Here is an 18,362-nt window from a genome sequence, read left to right on the forward strand (position 1 = left end):
TGTAATGGCTGATAATTTTCAAACAAGAGAAGAACGGCGCAGAAGTATGCAACAGCAGAAAAAAGCAGGCAGTTCAAACAGAAAGAAGAAACCAAAAGGTCTATTCAAAAAAATCATGCTTAGCCTTTTGGCGTTCATTGTCATTTGCATCATAGGCGGAGCTGCCACATTTGCTTACTATGTCAGTTCGGCTCCTAAATTGGATGAGTCCTTACTTAAGGACCCTGTATCATCCAAAATATATACGCAAGATAAGAAACTAATCGGCGAAGTCGGTAAGGAAAAACGTGATTATGTCACGTATGACCAGATTCCCGATACAGTGGTGAACGCTGTTCTTGCCACTGAGGATTCCCGTTTCTTCAAGCACCACGGCGTAGATCCCCTTCGACTAGGGAGCGCAGTCGTTGCGAACGTGACGAACGGCTTCGGTTCACAGGGTGCAAGTACGATCACGCAACAACTTGTGAAACGTTCATTTCTTACCGATGAAAAGAAATTAAAACGGAAAGCGCAAGAACTATGGCTTTCTTTGAAAGTGGAGCAAAAATACTCCAAAGAAGAGATTTTCGAAATGTATATCAATAAGATTTTCTACGGTTCACGTGCGAACGGTGTTGCTACCGCGGCTAAAACGTATTTCGGCAAAGACCTGAAAGACTTGACTCTGCCGGAAGCTGCCACCCTTGCCGGACTGCCGCAAAGCCCATCACGTTATAACCCGTTCGAGCACCCGGAACGCGCTGAAAAACGACGAAACGTCGTCCTTCAACTGATGAATCGCCACGGCTATATTTCAGAAAGCGAAATGAAGGAAGCTCAAAACGTACCGATTGAATCTACTCTCTTACCGGAAAAAGACCGGGCAACGAATGACGATACTGAATATGATTCATTCATTGACCAGGTCATCGAAGAAGTCCAAACGAAAACGGATTATAACCCGTTCACAGACGGCTTGGAGATTTATACAACAATGGATCCGGACGCACAAAAATATGTCTATAAAATGCTGAATACCGATGAGGTCATCAACTATCCGAACGACAAGCTGCAGGCCGGCATTACATTGCTTGACACAAAAACCGGTGAAATCAAAGCGATCGGCGGCGGCAGAAAGCAAACCGTCAAACGCGGTTTCAACTACGCTACAGATTTGCGCAGACAACCAGGTTCGACAATCAAGCCGATTCTCGACTACGGCCCAGCTATCGAATATAAGCATTGGTCCACCTATGAACAAATCGTCGACGAACCATATAAATATACGGATGGAACGCCGATCAACAACTACAATAACCGCCATCAAGGTAAGATGAGTGCTCGTGATGCATTAGCGAAGTCTTTGAACATCCCTGCCCTTAAAGCGATGCAAGCAGTAGGGACAGATAAATCGCGGGAATTTGGGGAAAAGCTCGGTCTCGATTTTGGAGAGCATTTTTATGAGTCCTACTCAATCGGTGGTGCAGCCAATATGTCGCCATTACTCCTTGCGGGAGCATACAGTGCATTCGGTAATGAGGGAATCTACAATGAACCGCATGCGGTCACAAAAATTGTCCTTGCCGATAAAAAGACGACAATCGACATGAAACCTGAACCGAAAGTGGCCATGAAGGATTACACTGCCTATATGATCACCGATATGCTGAAGAGTGTAATGACATCAGGTACCGGTACAATGGCAAACGTGCCTGGACTGCATATTGCCGGTAAAACAGGTACTACCAACTATACAGAAGAAGATCGACAAAAATTCGGCATATATGAGAAAGACGCCGTACCGGATTCATGGTTCGCCGGCTATACGACTAACTATACGGCGGCTATCTGGACTGGCTATGAAAAGAGAAAAGACTATCTGGGAACCCAGTCACAAACAATTGCAAAGAAAATGTTCAAGGCATTAATAAGCGAAGTTTCCAAAGACAAGCATACGAAAGATTTCAAGAAACCAAACTCAGTAGAAGAATATGCAATCGCCAAAGGATCAGATCCTGCCGAGAAAGCGGGCCCTAATACACCGGATAATATGAAAGTATACGAATTATTCGTGAAAGGCTATGGACCGACTAAAACCTCGACAGCCTATAACAAAACAGCAAAACCTACCGGTCTCAATGTCGAATATGACGATGAGGCAAAAGCATTGAAGCTGTCTTGGAATTATAAAGACAACGAAGATGAGGAAAAACCGACATTCGAAGTTTCACAAAGCGTAGATGGCGGAGCGCAACAAGTCATCACGACGACCGGGGATAAAGAGTTGACCATTTCTAACCCGATAGAAGGCTCTACCTATAAACTCTATGTGAAAGCAATCGTCGGCGGTTCTAAGAGCGATCCAGCGTCCGTTACCATCAAAATCCCTGGCGGTGAAGAAGAAGAGCCAGGCGATGACGAAGAGAACGAAAATCCGGACGAAGATGCTGAAAACAATGAGGATCAAGAAACAACAACTCCTGATAATGGGAACAACCAAGGCAATGGCCAAGACAATGGTTCCAATAACGGCGGTTCTAACGCCAACCCTAATCCAGGAAACAATAATGAAAACGGCCAAGGGAACGGAACCAATAACGGAAATTCCAATAATTCCGGCTCCAATAACAGCGGAAATAATGCCAATAACGGTGGAAATGGTTCCAATAACGGAGCCAATAACGGAGCCAATAACGGCGGCACAAATGGCTCCGGAAGCAATTCAGGCGATAGCAATACCGCTCCCGCTACTGGCGGTACTGGCGGCACTGGCGGGGCATCCGGCTCCGGAACAACGCCTAACAGCAACCAGCAGAATCCAGGAACCAATTCCAACAGGAACACAACCAATCAGCAAAATACAGAGCGATCTGCTGCTGTCAGCCAGCAGAATTCAGGAACCAATTCCAACGGAAACAAAACCAATCAGCAAAATACAGAGCGATCTGCTACAGTCATCCAACAGATCATGCTGTTCACGTTCGGAAGCAAGCTAGAAAAACTGTTCCCATGGCTATAAGCATATAGACCGAAAAGGACCATTCCATAAGAGGAATGGTCCTTTTCATTGTGTGTTGAAAACCCAAGCTGATCTCCTTGTGAAATGAATGCAGTGCCAGTTTAGAATAGGTTAAACGTTTCGGTCATTCAATATCAAAAAGACCATCCCTTGAAATGGAATGGTCCTCTTTTCTAAATATATAAACATAAAAACAGGAATATCTTGATACCTGCTCTTTTAGCATTTATCTTTTTTTCTTCTTGATCAGACTGCGGGCAAAGGCTTTTTCCAGTTCAATCATTAATTGTTCTAACGTTTTGAACGATTGAAACAATGCTGGCCGTTGAAGAATGAATTGCATCCTTTCCGCAAAATTAACCGTACTGAATGGCAAAGAGGCTGTTTTTTCCTGCCACTGCATAAGAGTCACCGGTTCTTCATTCATCCAAAATAAAGCTGAAAAACAAAGCGCAATCCCCTGTTTCATCAGCGGAGCGGCAGCTTTAACATCCCTCTGTTGATACAGCGGCTCTAATTCAGAGCGTATATTTTTCCACTGTGCAAATAAGGAAGGGACTGTTTCCTCGGGCTGTTTCCATGGTTTAAAAGCCGCAATGCCTGTGTAGTGGAGAAGCTCATAAGGAAAAATATCGAGCCGCTCCATACAAAGCGAGTTATATTGCTCTCCTTCCAATTCTGCTGCAGTTATTTTATGATCGAAATATTCCAGTTTCAATTGAGCGGGTATATCGATATTTCCCACTTTGTTCACTTCCCTTTCGCCGCTTCCTTCGCCTTCAGCCGTTTTTTCCCCTCTCGGCAGAGCGTATTCAGCGGGCAAATCTCACATTTGGGGTTCTGCGCCTTGCAATGATACCGGCCGAAAAAAATCATCGTATGGTGCGTCAATGACCATTCTTCCTTCGGCACCTTTTTCATCAATGTTTCTTCCACCTGAAGGACACTATCCTTATAGCGGCAGATACCGAGACGTTTGGACACCCTTTCCACATGGGTATCGACTGCGATGGCAGGCACGCCAAAAGCCACAGAGGCAACGACATTGGCCGTTTTCCGCCCTACTCCCGGCAGTTTGACTAGTTCATCGCGTTCTGATGGCACGACTCCCCCATATTCATCCAGAAGCATCCTACATAGCTTCTGGATGTTCTTCGCTTTGTTGCGGAAAAGGCCGATTGAACGTATATCCTCCTGCAGCTCTTCCAGTGGTACCGCCAAATAATCCTCCGGCGTTTTGTACTTTTGGAACAACGAAGCAGTAACCTTGTTCACCAATGCATCTGTACATTGCGCAGACAAAGCAACAGCAATGACCAATTCAAAAGGATTGGCATGCACCAGCTCACAATGGGCATTCGGGAACATCTCTTTCATTTTTTCTATGCAAAATAAGGTTTGTGTTTTATTCAGCATTCAGCCTTTTCCCCTTTTACTTACAGTTAGTTTTCCAACCAATTATAGAATGGTACCTCTTTAGAGGGCGAATTTTGTTTCTTCTCCCGCTTAGGATAAGAACGGAACTTTTCTCCATAGGACTTTGCTTGTTCCACCGTTTTGATGCCATTCTTCTTCCATTCAAAAAGAATCCGGTCAATATAGCGGAAATTTAATTTTCCCGCAACAACCGCTTCACGGAGCGCCTGTTTGATCACTGCGCTGTCGTGCTGGTCGTCATCCGACCACATCGCCAACGTTTCGCACTCGAAAGGAGAAAGCGGACGTCCGAATTCTTGTTCAAAGATGGAATATAAGCTTTTTTCATTGCTTTCCTGCTTCACTTTTTCCTCTACATTCTGTTTATAAAGGAAATGGTCAATCATTTTTTTCTGCAACGGAACCATGCTGTATGCTTCTGACATGACAGCGTCCGGTGATAAAGTTTCTTGTATCTCCAGGTATCCTTTTTGGATCAACTTACGCAATAAATTCATGCATTCAATCGGCGAAATGGACATACGGTCACTTAGCTCGTTGGGAGTCGGAAATTCATTTCCGGCAGCGCGGAAATGCTGAAGATGCAGAAGCAGCATCAATTCTTGCTCATTCAAGCCCATTTCGGCGTAATGCACGAAAAGAAAAGAAGGAATAGAGACCGTTCCTTCCTGCAGCCAAGATAGTAATTGTTCTTTTATCATATAGAGACACCTCTCCACTAGTATATCACGAAAAATGGACCAGCAAGAACAAGTAAATCTTGCTTTCTCTGCCTGCGGTTTCAATGTAGAAAGCCCGGCTGCCATAAAGGCTTCCGGGCTTTCTGATTGATTTTCCTATTAAGGATATAAACGGTTAAGCAAACGAGGGAATGGGATGGTCTCACGGACATGTTCAACGCCGCTGATCCATGCGACTGTTCGTTCCAATCCAAGACCGAAGCCTGAGTGAGGAACAGAACCGTATTGGCGCAATTCTGTGTACCATTTGTAAGCCGCAGCATCCAAACCATGTTTCTCGATGTTTTTCTCAAGCATTTCCATATCATGGATACGCTCTGAGCCACCGATGATTTCCCCATAGCCTTCCGGAGCAATCAAATCCGCGCATAGTACGACTTCTGGACGTTCAGGATCAGGCTGCATATAGAACGGCTTCAACGATGTTGGATAATGCGTAATGAAAACCGGTTTTTCATAATGCTCAGCAATCGCCGTTTCATGCGGAGATCCGAAGTCATCTCCCCACTCAATATCATCGAAACCTTGCTCATGAAGGAATGCCAACGCATCATCATACGTAATGCGTGGGAATGGAGCTTGGATTTTTTCCAATTTGGAAATGTCGCGGTCCAATGTTTTTAGTTCCAATTGGCAGTTCTTTAAGACAGATTGGACAATATAAGATACATATTGCTCCTGCACTTCAAGGTTTTCGTTGAATTCAACAAAAGCCATTTCCGGCTCGATCATCCAGAATTCGATTAAGTGGCGTCTTGTTTTCGATTTTTCCGCACGGAAGGTAGGGCCGAATGAGAATACCTTGCCTAGCGCCATTGCTGCCGCTTCCATATAAAGCTGTCCGCTTTGGGAAAGGAAGGCATCTTCATCGAAATATTTTGTTGCAAATAGTTCGGTTGTCCCTTCTGGGGCGCTTCCTGTCAAAATCGGCGGATCCACTTTAGTGAAGCCATTTTCATTAAAGAACTCGTATGTAGCACGGATGATTTCATTTCTGATTTTCATGACCGCATGCTGGCGTTTGGAACGCAGCCACAAATGGCGATGGTCCATCAGAAATTCGGTTCCGTGTGCTTTCGGAGTGATTGGGTAATCTGTTGCTTCATGAATGATTTCCAGGCCTGTCACCTGCAGCTCATAGCCAAACGGCGAACGCTCATCTACAGTTACCTTGCCTGTAACATATAATGAAGTTTCCTGAGTTAGAGATTTAGCTTTTTGGAATAATTCCTCTCCAACTTCTGCTTTCACCACAACGCCTTGAAGGAAGCCAGTTCCATCACGAAGCTGCAGGAAAGCGATTTTGCCGCTGGAACGTTTGTTGGCAATCCAGCAACCAATTGTCACTTCTTGATCTACATATTTATCTACTTGCGAAATAGTCGTTTTCAATTGCTTATTCCCTCCATATTTTACAAAGCACTTCTTTGTACCTTTACCATTATACCTTCCAGTTTGCTGACTATCAATGATTGTCGAATCAGTTTAGCTGAAAATGGCGAAAAATCATAAGCAAAGGAAAAGCTAAGCGTTCGCTTAGCCCCCTTGAACCTTTATTTATGGTCACTTTGTCCAATTTTCACTGTTGCTTTAGGACTTCCCCTTCAAAAGAGAATCATAAGCAACAATTAAGAATTCGATTGGTTCAACTAATAGCCAATCAATGTTTCATTTTTTCTTTTACGAATGCAGAAATACGGTCGACAGCTGCTTCCAATTGTTCCAGTGAAGTCGCATATGAAAGCCGGATATTGTCTTCTGATCCGAAGCCGGAACCCGGGATGACCGCTACCAAGGCTTCTTCGAGCAGCGCCGTCGCAAACTCATCGACATTTTGATAGCCGCATGCAATGGCCGCTTCCTTCACATTCGGGAACAGATAGAACGCCCCTTGCGGCTTGATGCAAGAAACGCCAGGTATACTTGTGAGCTGTTCGAAGATGATCGATAATCTTTCCGCAAACGCCTGTCTCATTTCCTCTACCGCATCCTGCGGGCCTTCATAGGCTGCAATCGCCCCGTACTGGGCGGTTGTCGTAGGGTTGGACGTACTATGGCTGGCAAGATTCGTCATCGCTTTGATGACTTTTTCATTTCCAACAGCATAGCCAATTCTCCAGCCGGTCATACTATGCGATTTGGAGACACCATTGATAATGATGGTATGTTCCTTTAATTCCGGAGAAAGCTGGGCAATGGAGACGTGTTTGCTCTCACCATATACAAGCTTTTCATAGATTTCATCCGAGACAATCGTCAGGTTATGCTTCAGGCAAACTTCTCCGATGGCTGCCAATTCTTCAGCTGTGTAAATCATGCCTGTCGGATTGCTCGGAGAATTGATAATAACAGCTCGTGTGGCCTCTGTTATGCAATCCTGGAGTTGCTCCGGTGTAATCTTGAATCCATTTTCCTCTTTGCCTTCGCAATAGACAGGAACGCCTCCTGCCAGTTTCACTTGTTCAGGATAGCTTACCCAGTATGGAGTTGGGATGATCACCTCATCGCCTTCATCCAAAATCGCCTGGAACAATGTGTAAAGCGCATGCTTGGCGCCGGATGTCACAATTACTTCAGATGGTTTATATTCCAGGTTCTGATCTCTCTTTAGCTTATCGACAATGGCTTGCTTCAAGCGCGGCAATCCTGCGGAAGGCGTGTATTTTGTTTGCCCCTGGTTCATGGATTTAGCCGCTTGGTCGATGATATGCTGTGGTGTATTGAAATCAGGCTCCCCTGCACCCAGTCCAATGACATCCAGTCCCTGTGCTTTAAGCTCCTTCGCTTTAGCGGTAATTGCAAGTGTAGATGATGGTGTAAGAGCTTGAACACGTTTTGCCAATTTCATCTTAAATACTCCCCCTACCTATATGTTTTCATAATTTCTCAACATTTCTCCTGTAAAGAAATCATAATAATAATAATTCAGTTTTCCTTTATCATCCTTGAAGACAACTTCCCAGATCTCCCTGTTTTTATCACCTTTAAATTCAATCATGCCGATTTTGGCGGAAATGATTTTAGCAGGATTCAGGGAATTGGCCTTTTCCAGGATTTCACTTCTGGTTACACCCTCGGAATACTTCCTTTTCAAGATAGCAGGATCATCACCCTTTTTAGGAATCCAAACTACTTGTTTGACCCCTTTGCTATCTTTGCCGATTGCTACGTAATATGCCTTCTTGCCATTAAATTTATAAAACTCGCTGACGCTTTCCAATCCGCCTTTTTCCTTGGCAAGGGCGATTCCTTTTTCTTCTTCCTTGGTGTGGCCTTTAACGCCTACCATAAAACTGGCGATTACATAGCCGATTATCAGAATGATGAGTAAACTAATAATCCAAATCCATTTTTTCAATAAAACCACTCACTTTATGTTCGATAGATCGTAATGACGGCCATTTCCTGATTCTCCCTGTCAAGAGCGAGGCCGAACATTAATTGATCATATTTCAGATTGCGGTTCAATGCATCCACGATCTTATACAGATCAGGCTGGTATTGAACTTTTACCGTTGAAATCACTTCTGGTTTATCCTGCATGCATATGCCCCCCGGCAACAGAATTATGTATTTCATTTCTCATTTTCATCAGTGCCAGCCAACGCTACACCGAGTGATTCTGTCAACATTATACCAGTTTTTCTGTTGAAAAAATAAACATTTATCTAAAAGTTACGGGAAAATGCGAATCCCCCCATTCTAACTGGCGCTAAGACTCCCGCTTCCTCACGAAAAGGAAGAAGAAGCAGGAGTCTTAGCGCCCGAAAAATCGATCGATTCTACGAATGACCGATGAGGGAAGAAAGAAAATCCCATCCTCCAAAGTTTCAGTTTATTTTTCCTGGCCCTTGAACCAATCCTTAATCTTCATTTGCAAGTCTCCCGCCACAACTCGATCAGTCTGCACCGCCGGGATGGATTGCAAAAAGTCCTGGCCGTAATAAGCGGAAACAATCCTTTTATCGCAAATGATGCAAACACCTTTATCTTCCGCCGTCCGGATCAGCCTTCCAAACCCTTGCCGGAAACGGACAATCGCTTCTGGCAGTGAATATGCTGTAAATGGATTTTCTCCCTGCTCTTTGATTTTGCGCAAGCGTGCTTCGGTCACCGGATCATTCGGCGGTGAAAAAGGCAGCCGGACGACCATCAGGCATTCAAGCGTTTCTCCGGGCAGATCAAGCCCATCCCAGAAACTCGCCGTACCAAGCAGGATTGATTTATCGTAGTTCTGAAAATATTTGATCAGCCTTGTCTTGCTTTTGCTGGAAATCCCCTGTGAGAGGATATTGAAATCCATCAGCTCCTCTTTATTGCGCACATATTCATGTGTCGCTTTTAGCATTTCATGGGAGGTAAAAAGCACCAGCATCCTGCCTTTGGTGGCGATTGCCGCTTGTTCAATATAGTCGGCGATGTGCGATGCATACTCATCCATCGCAACATTGCTCACTTCCGGAATATCCTCAGCAACAAGCAAACGCACTTTATTTTTATAGTCAAAAGGAGAAGGATAAATAGCCGTCTCGATCGATTGGCCATCGAAACCGAGCTTCTTCTTCATGTATTCAAAAGAACCTTTGATGGTCAACGTGGACGATGTCAGCACAGCCGATTGCAGCTGTGAGAAGTAATTCGACCACATCTCGCTCCCACCGGTGATAGGCTGTGAATATAAATACACATATTGGCTTGGGCTGTTCCGGGTCCACTCAGCCCAATAAAGGATGTCTTCCTTATTGCGCAAAAAGAACTCCTGCAATAACCCCGCATATTCCCTCAATGAAGAAGCGATGTCTTCAATATCATTCAAGTAAAACAACTGCGTTTTTCCTGGATGCCCTTTTTGGACGACCAACTGAACCATTTCCTTTAATGCGGAGGCGATCCGTTTGAAATGTTCGGCCAAGCGCTCTGCCAGCATGTACAAAGGCTGGCTTTGATGGGTGCCTTCAAGCAGAAGCCCGAGCGGCAATGCCTGCTTAAAGCCTTGCTTTTCACTCTCTTCTTGGCAGATTTTTGAAAGAAGCGTAAAGAATTGCTCCCATTCAAAAATAGCCTCCTGAAGAAGAAAATCCACATCACCGATCTTTTGTTTATAACAGGCATCAATACCGGACACCATTTTTTCAAGTTTGCAAAGCAATTGATTCTGTCCCAGCTGCCCCAGTTTGTTGGTCAGCATCTTCATACTGACATAGTCGATGGATGATCCGAGGTACTTCAAGGCCGCACTTTCTAAGTGGTGCGCTTCATCGACGATCAGCGTCCGGCTTTTTAATAACGGATTCTTCTTGCCGAACACATCCGACATCAAGTACGAATGATTGGTGATGATTAAATCTGCATTTCCTGCTGCCATTAGGGCTCTCTCATAAAAATCATAGGCTTCCCAGGAACTTGTGTGTTCGCTCGCCAGTCCTGGCGAACAATGGAGCTTTTCCCAAAACAGTTCCCCGCCGCTCGTGAGATTTAGTTCATCCTTATCGCCTGTAGTTGTCTTCAGCAGCCATACCAAGATCTGCATCTTGGTCAGCGCGCTGTCATAATGATCATCTCTTGCCCGCAATGCCCGGTCGAACTTGGCCAAGGACAGGTAATTGGCGCGCCCTTTAAGGACAGCTGATTTCACGCTAAACGGGATCATCTTCTTCAGATTGTCCAGCTCCTTGTGAAGCAGCTGGTTCTGCAAATCGATTGTATAGGTCGATATCATAACGCTTTGTTGGCGTTGTGCTGAAAAGTAAGCAGCTGGAAGCAAATAGCCAAGCGTTTTGCCAAGGCCTGTTCCTGCTTCAATCAATGATATTTGCCCCTCGGTCAATGTTTTATATACTTGATCCATCATCAGAAGCTGGTCGCTGCGCTGTTCAAAACGGCTAAACGCCTTCGACAGCATCTCCATTTTTTCTTCTTTGCTTACCGGGTAGTGTTGGCTAACATCCTGCTTTGGGGCATCTTCTGACACAGGTTTATTGAAAGCAATCCCTTTATTAATGGCAAGGCCAGGGTGATGCTTCGGGCTTTGTGCCATCCGGGCCTGAAGGATTTGTGATAATAAGTCGGAGATTTCGCTTTTCAACGAAAAAGACAACTTATTCAATTGCTTTAATGTCACGAGAGGAAGCTCGGCCATTTCCCTTTTAAAAAGCAAAAAAAGCTCCGCTGTTACATACGCATCGCTATCCGCCTGATGCGGGCGGTCATGTTCGTACCCTTCATCCAACGCCAAATGCGATAATTTATAACTTGTAGCGCCGGGCCTCATAATTTTGGCCAATTCGACCGTGTCGATGGTCGAACCGAAAAACCCTTCAAATCCGGCTTCCTGCAATTGATCCTGCAGAAAAGGCAGGTCAAACAGCACATTATGTGCAACAAAGGTAGAATGTCTCAACAATGAGTTGATGGTGGGCGCTACCTCTTCAAATAAGGGCGCATCCTTTACATCTTCTTCCTTAATGCCGGTTAATTCCTCTATAAATGGTGAAATAGGCTGTTGCGGATTGATCAAAGTGGAATATGTATCAACAATGCGGTCATTCTCGATCACTACAGCGGCGAATTGGATAATCTTATCGCCTTTTTTCACTGCGTTTCCTGTCGTCTCTAAATCCACAACAACATAGCGTTGTGTCATGTTTGTACACCTCAAAATCAATGGCTTCCTAAGCGAGAAACAATCTGGTAAATCATGTTTTTCCCAAAAAGAAAGCATACTCTATAACTTTCCCCTTATTCTGCAAACAGAGTAAATAGCTTACGCTTTCGCAGAGTGGGCATTGGCCCTTCAGTGACAGTCAATTATCTGTCGATACAAGAAAAGCCAACTGCATATTTGCCAAAGCTATATAATCTATATTACATGATTATAAGGCTTTAATACAATGCAGTCAGCTTTAATTCAGAGAGTTTTAGCCTCTCCAACCTATCAGTCTTCTAAAGAATCACAGTCGCTTCCGGTTCATCGCTGATTATTTCCTTTATGACGTTGCCTTCTCCCATTATAGCCACTTTAGGCTGATGGGTGCGCACTTCCTCTTCAGAAAGAACAGCGTAAGAGATAATAATGACGATATCTCCAGGCTGCACTAGGCGGGCCGCAGCGCCATTCAGGCAGACAACGCCGCTTCCCCTTTTGCCCGGTATGATATATGTCTCAAGCCGTGCGCCGTTATTATTATTAACTATAGCCACTTTTTCATTGGGCAGCATATCGACCGCATCGAGAATATCTTCATCGATGGTAATGCTCCCGACATAGTTTAGATTTGCTTCCGTCACAGTGGCACGATGGATTTTGCCATTCATCATCGTTCGAAACATGTATATTCCCCCTATTGCTTTTCCTATCCAATTTCTACCGTTACATTGTCGATCAATCTCGCCCGGCTGAATTTCACAGCAATGGCAATGATGATTTGGCCCTTCAACTCTGTTAGTTCCCCTAACTCCGGATAGCTATAGATTTCTATATAATCAACAATGCCGCTGGTATGTTTTTCGATATATCCCCGGATTTCCTGCTTAAGCCGGTTCGCGTTGCGTTCTCCCTCGGCAATCTTTTCGGCAGCGCTTTGCAGGCTCTTATAGAGGTGCGGCGCTTCTTCGCGCTCTTCGCTCAACAGATAGACATTTCGCGAACTCTTTGCCAGGCCGTCTTCCTCACGCACAATGTCGACAGGAATAATCTCGATTGGAAAATTAAAATCCTTGACCAATCCCTTTACTACAGCAACCTGCTGGGCATCTTTCATGCCGAAATAAGCATTGTGCGGTTGAACAATATTAAACAGCTTCGTCAATACTGTTGCTACACCGTCAAAATGCCCCGGTCTTGATGCTCCGCAAAGTACGTCGGTGTTCTTGTGCACCTTGACAGTTACAGACATATCATCCGGATACATTTCCTGAACGGTCGGATAAAAAATATAGTCCACCCCATGTTTCTTGGCTACTTGCTCATCGTGGACGATATCCCGCGGATAAGTGTCCAGATCTTCCCCTTCTCCAAATTGAAGCGGATTGACAAAAATGCTGAGCACCACCACATCATTATTCGCTCTTGCCTGGGCCAAAAGTGCCTCATGCCCTTCATGGAGATAGCCCATGGTCGGGACAAAGCCGATTTTTTTCCCATTGCTTTTCAACAGTAACAAATCACTCTGCAAATCTTTGATTTTCGTAATAATTTTCATCATTTGCCTCCATATAATGACGTCAGTTCTTCTTCCTTCATAGAAAATGAATGTTGTAACGATGGAAATTCACCTGATTTGACTTCTTTCACATAAGAAGCCAACCCAGCGGAAATTTGCTCATTTGCATTCATATAGGATTTAACGAACTTAGGCAAACGCTTCACTCCATATTGAATCACATCATGGTAGACCAACACCTGGCCGTCAGTCCCTTCTCCGGCTCCGATGCCAATGGTCGGGATGTGTAGTTCTTCTTTGATTTTTCTGGCTATTTGATGAGGTACACATTCCAAAACAAGCGCAATTGCGCCTGCTTCTTCGCATTTCTTCGCATTCTCCATCAACGCCCGCGCTTCCTCAGCGCTCTTCCCTTGGACTTTATATCCTCCCAGAACACCGACAGATTGCGGCGTTAAACCCAGGTGGGCAACCACAGGGACTCCGGCTGCTGTAAGCGCAGAGATTTTGTATAAAACATCACCCGCTCCTTCGACCTTCACAGCATCTGCTTGGCCTTCCTGCATAATGCGGGCGGCATTTTTCAGTGTTTCATCAACCGAAAGATGATAGCTCATAAAAGGCATATCGGTGACGATAAACGTATCCTTAGCCCCTCGCTTGACCGCCTTCGTATGATGGATCATATCATCGACAGTCACAGGTATGGTAGAATCATAACCCAAAACGACCATCCCCAGAGAATCGCCGACTAGGATCATATCGACTCCCGCTTCTTCCGCAAGCAGCGCAGACGGATAATCATACGCAGTCAGCATCACGATTTTTTCCTTACTTTCTTTCATCTTGACAAACTCACTGTAAAGCTTCATGTTTTTTCCTCCTTTTTTTAGAGGAGACAAAACACATTCGCTGCTTTTTAGCCAACAAAAAAACCTTCTGAACACAGAAGGAATGCAGGCCAAAAAAAGCATACGTTTCATCCCTCTGTCCTGGTCCTCAAACGGATCTAGGCAGACTTTTCATAACTATCCAAATAAACAAAAAGCGCCAGGTGCAGTTCACAAACGATACTGCCCAAATACAGTATACCAAGGAACCCCGAAAAGCGGAAGACCTCCGTTTAGCTCCGTACAAACTGGAGTGCCTTTCTTTGAGATATAGGAAACACAGCGAACAAAGCGAGCTGATGTTGACTTATCGTAAAAGAAAGGTGCGAAGTTTGCTAGGAGCTGGAGGTCTGGAGCTAGACAAATCGAAAAGCGGAAGGGCACGTTTAGCGACGTACAAACTGGAGCGTTTTTCTTGAGATATAGGAAACACAGCGAACAAAGCGAGCTGATGTTGACTTATCGTAGAGAAAAACGTGAAGTTTGCTAGTCGCTGTGCCCTGCAGCTAGACAAATCGAAAAGCGGAAGTGACTGTTTAGGGACGTACAAACTGGAGCCTTATTCTTTGAGATATAGGATACACGGTGAGGCACGAACCGATGTGTCTAGCTTCACCGGTCAGCCCCTTCCAATCTTAATCCTTCATAGTTGACTTGCCATGCAACGATGCTCTACATTCCCAGTTGTATAAGTGCAATATATAGATGAGAAAAGTTTGTAAAGTTATTATCTAATATATCCTTTGCAAAAGATGTGTTTCTTTTCTTGAGACTGAAATTGAAAATATTAACTGAACGTGATATTTATAACAGTCATCTTATTAGATCATCGCCTTTTATTGATAGACATGCATTTTCTTAAGCTATACAAGTACTTGGTTTATATCGTTATTTTTTAATTATCGCAAATATTCAATAAAAATAGTTGCAGAAGAATAATAAAACAAGTTATTGAAAGAACAGCCTTTTAGTATAAAATTAAAGAGCCTAGAAAGCTCTTTCATGTTTATTGAAAAAGGAGGAAATTAATGTATTTAAAAGATATAATTCCGGAAACTTATATTCCAGCTATTATTACTTCATCAGTAGCATTAACAGCAGCAATAATTGCTCAATTTTTAAACAATTGGTTAATTTATAAAAGAGAAAAAAAGAAATATAAACAGGAAATATTTGAAAAATTTATATCGGAACATTTAATTGATGTATTGAGATATCCATCAGCAGTCACCCGCCTAATTGATGATAAATCAATAGACAAGGAAATAGATATTTCTAAAAATTTGGATGAAATGTTCAAAAAAATTCATTATGGAGATAAACGTTTACAGTCAGCGTTTTTATCATATAAAACATTTGCTTATATGGATGATGTGAATCCTAGTAATTATAAAAGTTTAGAGAAATATTTACAGTATAAGATTTGTTATTATTTTTTACTTTATTGTAAATATATTTTTAAAGAAATTAATTTCAAACTAGAAAAATCAATGGAAAATACAATTACCCATGCCACAAAGGAATATGCACTTCTATTCATTTATACAAGAGAGAGAGATTATAATGAAGCAAAAGATATGTTAATTAGTATAAATAGATTTCATTTAAATAGTCTTTCATATATTCCTCTAGAGAGATTAGAAAAATTTAGTAATGAACAAATTCTTGAGATAATTTTAAAAGTTGATAACGAGCTTAAAAATTATTTAGACAATTAGTATGTAATTTTATTAACTATTACTTTTATTAACAAAATTATGCCGATTAGTTAATCAGGTTTGATCATCTCACAATATCTCATTTCGCAACTTAAAGCTAAAAAAGAAATAGTTAGCGACTACAATTCCAAAATATTATAAGCAAATCTGTTAGTCCTTTTAAAACAAATCAGGCCTAATTCAAAGAGTTATTTTCAAAAAATTAAGAATCAAAAAAGATGCGATACACATCTATGTATCGCATCTTTTGATAGTTATATTTCAATATCAGCCGAGTATATGGAATGGACTCGGCCTTTATCATCCTTGATAAGCAGGACGCCTTCATCCGTTATGCCCATTGCAATGCCTATGATTTTATCATTCATGGTTGTAGCAGTAATGACCTTGCCAATGCTGACCGCATAGCTTTCCCATAATGCCTTGATCACCTTGAATCCTTTGCTTTGATAGATATGATATAGATTTTCAAATTTATAAAGGATTTCCCCAATGATTTGTTCGCGGGAATGCGTTAAACCTGTTTCGATTTTCAGTGATGTAGCCTTGTCGCTAAGTTCCTCAGGAAAATCGGCTGCGACCTGGTTCACATTCATGCCGATTCCAATGATGATACTATGGACACCATCAGCTTCCGCTTGCATCTCCGTCAGGATGCCAGTGACTTTCTTCCCTTTAATCAGGATATCGTTCGGCCATTTAATTTGTGCTTGCAAGCCTGTCACTTCTTCAATCGCCTGTACAACAGCGACTGCGGTCAGAAGGGTCAGCTGCGGGGCTTGCTGAAGAGGGATGCGCGGCTTGGCTAAAAGACTCATCCAAATGCCGGTCCCTTTGGGCGAATGCCATTTTCGTGCCAGCCTTCCCCTTCCAAGCGTCTGTTCATCCGCTACGACAATCGTGCCTTCTTCTGCCCCTTCGTTCGCAAGTTCATTCGCTGTTTTCTGGGTAGATCCTATTGTTTCCTGGTAATGGATGTTCTTTCCGAAGACAGCGCTATGTATGTTCATTCGAATGCTGTCTGCCGATAGGGTGGAAGGCACCGAAACAATGCGGTACCCTTTACGTCTGACGGCTTCAATCTCATAGCCGTCTTTGCGCAGGTCCTCGATATGCTTCCACACCGCTGTCCGCGTGGCACCCGTCAATTCAGCAATATGCTGGCCGGATACAAACTGATGATCATCCCTGGAGAGTGCTTCAATCAATTTTTTCCTTATTTGGGATTGCATCGCTGCACCTCCTTGTAGATCTCTTCTTTGTCATTCGCAAGTTTTCCTTCTGCTACCAAGCGCAACAGATGCTGTAGATGATCCCTTAGCCACGGGCCTTGTTTGCGCCCGGACCACCTAATCAGGTCGTTTCCATTGGCCGCAAGCTCAGAACTATGCTTCACAGGAAGACGGTTCCACATGTCCTCCAGGCGCAAAAGCGGTTCTTCCCAAGAGGCATGCTTTAGAAAATAAGCGACCGCAACCGCACTCCTCATTGTTTCCAGTCCGTGGGTCACAAGCAGATAAGGATCATCGAATACAGCCTCTTTGGCCAAGGACGCAACCGTTTTGATCTGGCGGATTTTTTTGACAGGAAGTTTCCATTCTCGCAGGAACGGGTCAATCTCTTCCGGTACAGTAAGAAGAACCATAAGAGCCGCCCATTTTTCAATGGACCCTGGCAGATGGCGAAAATCATATCCGCCCGCCGCTCTCAATTGATCGCCCCTATCTGAGAATCTAGGCAATTCCAAATAGAGACCTGTATCCAGCAATAATGAAAATGCTTGCTTGACGTTTTCTCCTTCAAGCAATTTTTCAAACTCGGCGGTTATCCGCTCAGTGGAAATATGCCGGAGAAGGTGATGCTGTTTCTCCAAAGATGAAAGCACCTCCTGCGAGCATGAAAAAGAAAGCTGGCTCATGAACCGCAGCGCTCTCATCATACGGAGGGCATCCTCTGAAAAACGGTCATCCGCCTTCCCGACCGTATCGATCACTCTGGCCTGGATGGCTTCCTTTCCGTGGAAAGGGTCAATAAGGGTCCCTTCTTTCGTCATCGCTATACTGTTCATCGTAAAATCACGGCGTTGCAGATCTTCCTTCAGAGAGCGTATAAATGTTACTTCATTCGGCTTGCGAAAGTCTTTATACTCACTTTCGGCGCGATAGGTTGTAATTTCATATGCATCTTCGCCCATAAGCGCAATGACTGTTCCATGCTCAATCCCCACGTCGACCGTAGCCGGGAAAATGCGTTTAACTTCTTCGGGAACGGCAGACGTTGCGATATCTACATCATGGATGTCTCTTCCCAAAATCAAATCCCGGACGGAACCGCCCACAAAAACCGCCTCAAACCCATGTTTTTCGATAGTTTCAAGGACTGGCACTGCCTTCTTGAATTGCTCGTTCATCATC

15 protein-coding genes are annotated in these 18,362 nt (G+C 43.8%); 2 read left to right on the plus strand and 13 right to left on the minus strand.

From position 1 onward, the window contains the following. Positions 1 to 4 precede the first annotated feature (4 nt). Positions 5 to 3,001, plus strand: coding sequence for a transglycosylase domain-containing protein (locus BN1765_RS12170; RefSeq protein WP_069203025.1), 2,997 nt, complete (start codon positions 5 to 7; stop codon positions 2,999 to 3,001). A gap of 226 nt (positions 3,002 to 3,227) precedes the next feature. Here BN1765_RS12170 and BN1765_RS12175 read toward each other — a convergent pair whose 3' ends face one another. From BN1765_RS12175 to panB, 11 genes are all read right to left on the minus strand, one after another. Next, on the minus strand, positions 3,228 to 3,746 hold the full coding sequence (locus tag BN1765_RS12175; protein ID WP_147554189.1) for a YpoC family protein: 519 nt from the start codon (positions 3,744 to 3,746) through the stop codon (positions 3,228 to 3,230). Between the two features lie 5 nt (positions 3,747 to 3,751). Continuing rightward, the gene (gene nth, locus BN1765_RS12180; RefSeq protein WP_050615391.1) at positions 3,752 to 4,417 is read right to left on the minus strand and encodes an endonuclease III; all 666 of its coding nucleotides are present in this window, start codon (positions 4,415 to 4,417) and stop codon (positions 3,752 to 3,754) included. Positions 4,418 to 4,443: 26 nt separating this feature from the next. Then, positions 4,444 to 5,139 carry a DnaD domain-containing protein gene (locus BN1765_RS12185; protein WP_050615392.1) on the minus strand — a complete coding sequence of 232 codons (696 nt, stop codon included), beginning with the start codon at positions 5,137 to 5,139 and terminating at the stop codon, positions 4,444 to 4,446. Between the two features lie 138 nt (positions 5,140 to 5,277). Further along, positions 5,278 to 6,570, minus strand: coding sequence for an asparagine--tRNA ligase (gene asnS / locus BN1765_RS12190; protein WP_050615393.1), 1,293 nt, complete (start codon positions 6,568 to 6,570; stop codon positions 5,278 to 5,280). A gap of 268 nt (positions 6,571 to 6,838) precedes the next feature. Continuing rightward, the gene (locus BN1765_RS12195) at positions 6,839 to 8,026 is read right to left on the minus strand and encodes a pyridoxal phosphate-dependent aminotransferase (protein WP_050615394.1); all 1,188 of its coding nucleotides are present in this window, start codon (positions 8,024 to 8,026) and stop codon (positions 6,839 to 6,841) included. 18 nt (positions 8,027 to 8,044) lie between these two features. Continuing rightward, on the minus strand, positions 8,045 to 8,536 hold the full coding sequence (locus BN1765_RS12200) for a cell wall elongation regulator TseB-like domain-containing protein (protein ID WP_050615395.1): 492 nt from the start codon (positions 8,534 to 8,536) through the stop codon (positions 8,045 to 8,047). Positions 8,537 to 8,550: 14 nt separating this feature from the next. Then, positions 8,551 to 8,721, minus strand: a complete 171-nt coding sequence (locus BN1765_RS19330; RefSeq protein WP_069203026.1) for a YpmA family protein — start codon at positions 8,719 to 8,721, stop codon at positions 8,551 to 8,553. Positions 8,722 to 9,013: 292 nt separating this feature from the next. Then, positions 9,014 to 11,821 carry an ATP-dependent DNA helicase DinG gene (gene dinG, locus BN1765_RS12205; RefSeq protein WP_050615396.1) on the minus strand — a complete coding sequence of 936 codons (2,808 nt, stop codon included), beginning with the start codon at positions 11,819 to 11,821 and terminating at the stop codon, positions 9,014 to 9,016. 299 nt (positions 11,822 to 12,120) lie between these two features. Continuing rightward, complete coding sequence (gene panD / locus BN1765_RS12210) at positions 12,121 to 12,507, minus strand: aspartate 1-decarboxylase (protein ID WP_050615397.1); 387 nt, start codon at positions 12,505 to 12,507, stop codon at positions 12,121 to 12,123. A gap of 23 nt (positions 12,508 to 12,530) precedes the next feature. Further along, positions 12,531 to 13,379, minus strand: a complete 849-nt coding sequence (panC, locus tag BN1765_RS12215; RefSeq protein ID WP_050615398.1) for a pantoate--beta-alanine ligase — start codon at positions 13,377 to 13,379, stop codon at positions 12,531 to 12,533. Beyond that, entirely contained in the window at positions 13,379 to 14,212 is an 834-nt protein-coding gene (panB, locus tag BN1765_RS12220) for a 3-methyl-2-oxobutanoate hydroxymethyltransferase (protein ID WP_050615399.1), read from the minus strand. Before panB ends, panC begins: the two co-directional genes overlap by 1 nt. A gap of 1,046 nt (positions 14,213 to 15,258) precedes the next feature. Here panB and BN1765_RS12225 point away from each other — a divergent pair. Then, positions 15,259 to 15,948, plus strand: coding sequence for a hypothetical protein (locus BN1765_RS12225; RefSeq protein ID WP_050615400.1), 690 nt, complete (start codon positions 15,259 to 15,261; stop codon positions 15,946 to 15,948). Positions 15,949 to 16,202: 254 nt separating this feature from the next. Here BN1765_RS12225 and BN1765_RS12230 read toward each other — a convergent pair whose 3' ends face one another. Further along, complete coding sequence (locus tag BN1765_RS12230; RefSeq protein WP_050615401.1) at positions 16,203 to 17,180, minus strand: biotin--[acetyl-CoA-carboxylase] ligase; 978 nt, start codon at positions 17,178 to 17,180, stop codon at positions 16,203 to 16,205. Continuing rightward, complete coding sequence (locus tag BN1765_RS12235) at positions 17,165 to 18,361, minus strand: CCA tRNA nucleotidyltransferase (protein ID WP_230199525.1); 1,197 nt, start codon at positions 18,359 to 18,361, stop codon at positions 17,165 to 17,167. The genes BN1765_RS12230 and BN1765_RS12235 overlap by 16 nt, the downstream gene beginning before the upstream one ends. Position 18,362: the final 1 nt, after the last annotated feature.

The organism is Bacillus testis (assembly GCF_001243895.1).
Classification (GTDB): domain Bacteria; phylum Bacillota; class Bacilli; order Bacillales; family DSM-1321; genus Bacillus_AD; species Bacillus_AD testis.